This is a genomic window from Micromonospora sp. NPDC049799 (assembly GCF_040656655.1).
In the GTDB taxonomy this organism is placed as follows: Bacteria; Actinomycetota; Actinomycetes; order Mycobacteriales; family Micromonosporaceae; genus Micromonospora.
In genome coordinates, this window is sequence record NZ_JBFAMU010000442.1 from 1 (window position 1) to 4,086 (window position 4,086).

Annotated in this window: 2 protein-coding genes and 1 pseudogene; 1 reads left to right on the forward strand and 2 read right to left on the reverse strand. The window is 74.9% G+C overall.

The window, feature by feature from the left end; all coding sequences use genetic code 11:
- Nucleotides 1-258, forward strand: a 258-nt coding sequence (locus tag AB0I76_RS24080) for a LamB/YcsF family protein (RefSeq protein ID WP_357039547.1), incomplete at its 5' end; no start/stop codon positions are given.
- A 120-nt stretch (nt 259-378) separates the two neighbouring features.
- Here the strand turns inward: AB0I76_RS24080 and AB0I76_RS24085 are convergent.
- Complete coding sequence (locus AB0I76_RS24085; protein WP_357039550.1) at nt 379-2,211, reverse strand: NHL domain-containing thioredoxin family protein; 1,833 nt, start codon at nt 2,209-2,211, stop codon at nt 379-381.
- 125 nt (nt 2,212-2,336) lie between these two features.
- Nucleotides 2,337-4,086, reverse strand: a pseudogene (locus tag AB0I76_RS24090) (hypothetical protein); the annotation flags it as partial.

Below are 4,086 nucleotides of genomic sequence, written 5' to 3' on the forward strand. Positions count from 1 at the left end.
GACCGGGGCTACCTGCCCAACGGCCGACTGGTGCCCCGGACCGCGCCGAACGCGCTGGTCACCGACCCGGAGGAGGTGGCCGAGCGGGCGGCCCGGATGGCCACCGAGCGGACCGTGGTGGCCGTCGACGGCAGCGTGATCCCCTGCCCCGTGGAGTCGATCTGCCTGCACGGCGACAACCCCGGCGCGGTGCGCGCGGCCGAACTGGTCCGCGCCACCCTCATCGACGCCGGCGTCACGCTCACTCCGTTCGCGTGACAGGAAGGGCGCTGAACTCACCCCAAGATCCGCACAGTTTCCCGGAAAGTGTGGCCTCGACGCGCGCGGAGGCGACGCTTTCCGGGAAACTGCCGATCCTGAGTCGGGCCGGCGTCGCCCTCAGGCGTCGAGGCCGCGTAGCACCAGCGGTAGCCGGGTCGCGGCGTCGGCGACCACCCGGACCGGTACACCCCAGTCCTGCCGGGTGAGGTGGCAGGCCGCGTGCTCGACGTCGGCGTCGCAGGTCGCCGCCTGGGCGGTCACCTGGAGCACACCCTCGGCCACGTCACCGTTGACCACCAGTCGCCGGGACAGCTCCGTCCCCGTGCCCGCCCCCTCGAGCAGCAGCTCCGGCGGAGACGCGGAGACGACCACCCGGGTGGACGGCCCGTACGTCTCGTCGAGCTTCTGCCCCGGTGCGGGCGTGAAGATCACGTCGAGGGTGACCTCGCCGGCCGCGACGTCGGTCGGCTTGCGCTCGGTGCGGTGCCGGGGGCCGTCCACCGTGTTCGCCCCCGCGGCGGTGAGCGCGCCCGGGGCGAGTCGGGTCAGGCGGTGTGCCGCCGACTCCACGACGAGCACCTCACCAGCCGGGGTGAGCACCAGATCACTGGGCTCGGCGAGCCCGTCCGCGACCGTGGAGACCTGGTTCGTCTCCGGGTCGAAGCGCCGGACCGCGCCGTTGTACGTGTCGGCGATCAGCACCGAGCCGTCCGGCAGCGCGCACACGCCGAGCGGGTGCTGGAGCAGCGCCTGCCCGGCCGGACCGTCGACGTGCCCGAAGTCGAAGAGCCCCTGCCCGACGGCGGTGCCCAGCACCTCGTTCTCGACGTACCGGATCGCACTGGTCTCGCTGTCGGCCACCCACAGGCGGGTGCCGTCCGCGGAGACCGACAGGCCGGACGGCTGGGCCATCCACGCCTCGGCCAGCAGCCCGTCGCGCAGGGCCTCCACGGTGGTGCCCGCGTACATGCCGGTGGTGCGCTTGATCGGGTCGAACCACCACAGCTGGTGGATGCCGGCCATGGCGATGACCAGCTTGTCGTCGTACCAGGCCAGGTCCCACGGCGACGACAGGTCCACCGAGAGCGCGTCGTGCGAGTGGTCGTCGACCGCGGAGCGCCACTGCCGGCCGGTACCGGCGACCGTGACCACCTCACCGGTGGCCAGGTGCACGCCGCGCAGCAGGTGGTTGACCGTGTCCGCGACGACCAGGTCGTAGCCGGCGACCTCGGCCGTGTGCGCCGGGAGCAGGCAGAGCCCCTGCGGCTCGGAGAAGGCGGCCGCCCCGGCGGGGCCGTCCGCCCGGCCCCGGTCGCCGCTGCCGATCCGCCGGAGCACCGTCTCGCCGTCCGGAGCGAGCTCCACCAGGGAGTGCCGGGCAGAGTCCGACACCAGCAGGTTCCCGCCGTCGAGCACCACGGCCTTGCCGGGGAACCGCAACGTGGTCTCCGGCTCGGCCGGCGGGACGTACGGACCCTCGCCGCGGTGCAGGGTGCCCTTCGCCTCGTGGGTGACGATCAGGTCGTCGATCAGGCGGGCCAGCCCCTCGGCGTGCCCCTCCCCGGCCATCGTGGCCACCACGTAGCCCTCGGGGTCGATCACCGACAGGGTCGGCCAGGCGCGGGCCGCGTACTGCTGCCACATGCCCAGCTCGGGGTCGTCGAGGACCGGGTGGTGCACGCCGTACCGCTCGACGGCGGCGGCCAGGGCGTCCGCGTCCTTCTCGTGCTCGAACTTCGGCGAGTGCACGCCGATCACGACGAGGACGTCGCCGTACTTCTCCTCGAGTGGGCGCAGCTCGTTGAGTACGTGCAGGCAGTTGATACAGCAGAAGGTCCAGAAATCCGCAATGACGATCTTGCCCCGCAGGTCGGACAGCTTCAGCTCTCGCCCACCGGTGTTCAGCCAGCCTCGGCCGCGCAACTCCGGCGCGCGTACTCGTGCGCTCATGGGCCCAGTCTGCCGGACCCGCACGCCGCCGCCGGGCGGTACCCCGAGCGGGGTCGATCACATCCGACCCGGAGACGGCGACGGGGCCACGGTCACCCGTGGCCCCGCCCCTGTCGTCCGTACGCTCAGCCGACCGCCGGCTTCAGGCACAGAACCCGGTTGGTGCCCTCGCCGGGCAGCACCACCTGCGGCTGGGCCGGGTCGGCGCACTTCTCCTTGGTGTCCACCCTCGACACCACCGTGAAGGCGCCCGCCTCGCCGCAGTCGACCTCGGCGACGCCGGTGCCCTCCTGCTTGACGCAGCTACCGATCTCGTAGGCCGGTGCCGGCTCGTCATCGCCGATCTTGCCGAGCAGCTGAAGCAGGCCCAGCGGGATGGTCAGGATCAGCACTGCGGCGACCAGCACCGCGGCCAGCACCCGGCCGTTACGGACCTTCGGGGTGGGCGCGTCGGCGGCCGGTTCGGCGATCGGCTTGAACGCGTCGAACCGCCCCTGGTCCTGCTCCGACGCGCCCTGGTCCCAGGACGGCTCGGAGGGCTGCGGCGGCGGGGGGAACGCGTGCGGGTAGGCACCGCCGCCGCGCGCCGGGTCCCCGGGGCCCGGACCGAAGCCGCTGCCGTTGACGCTCGCCGCGCCGCTCGCCGAAGCGCCGAAGCGGTCGGCGGGACGCTCCGCACCACTGTGCGGCCGTACGCCGTTGACCGGCCGGTCGCTGGCCGGGGCGTCGACGAACGTCGGCATGCCGGTCGGGAACGCCGGAGGCGCCGCCGGGGAGGCGGGAGCGACCGGCGCGGCCGCGAAGGCGGCGGTCACCGGGCGGTCCCGGTTGTCCTGGTCCTGCTCCGACCGGTTCTCCGGCCCATGCCCGAACCGCTGGTCCGGACCCTGGTCGAGCTGGTTGTCGTGGCCCTGCCCGAACCGCTGGTCGGGGCCCTGGTCGAACCGGTTGTCAGGGGCCTGGTCGAACCGGTTCTCGGGACCCTGCTCGAACCGGTTCTCGGGGGCCTGGTCGAACCGGTTCTCGGGGGCCGCGCCGAAGCGGGGCGGCGTTGGGGTTCCCTCGTCGTGCGACGGCTCCTCCGCCGGTTCCGGCCGGGCCGGGCGGCCGTACACCCGGGGCTGCGGCGCGGGCGTGCCACCCGGTCGTAGGGCCTGGTCGGTCGGCGGCATGACGCGGCTGGCCAGCGGCACGGAGGCGCTCGCCGAGATGCTGCCGCCCTCGCCACCGGCTGCCGGCATGGAGGCCCGGCCGGCCGACTCCGGAGAGGTGCGCGGTGCGGGTACCACCGGACCGGCCGGGGACTGCGGTTCGTCGTGCCGGGGAGCGCCAAGCCCCCAGTGCTGCTCCGGCTCGTACGCGGTCGCGCCACCCTCGCGGCCGGACGGCTCGACGTGGGCGGGCTGACCGGACACCGGCGCGTACTGGGCGGGCGGGGCGTAGTCGGCGGGCGGGGACGCGGCCAGGCTGGCGCCCGGCACGCGCTGCTCCTGCCTGGGCAGCGGGACCGCGTTGGCCGGCGAGATTCCCGGCGCGGGGCGCGGCTGGTAGATCGGCGTCTCCTCGCCGCGAGGCTGCTCCCGGTCGTCGCCGGCCCGGGAGTTGGCCTGCTCCGCCGGGTCCGAGCGGCCCCACGCCTCGCTCGCCGCCCACGGTTGGACGTCCGGCACGGACTCGCGGTCGGCGCTGTTCCGCTGCGGCAGGTTCCCGGCCGGGGCCCACGCGGGCGGACCGCCGTCACCCGGGACCGACGCGGTTGCCCGGCCCGGCGGGGTCGCGGTGGACTCGGCGGGGCTCCAGCCGGGCCCTTCGCGGTCGTCGGGCGGCGAGGGCACCGATGCCGTGCCGGCCGCGGCGCGGGCCGGCCACTCGCCC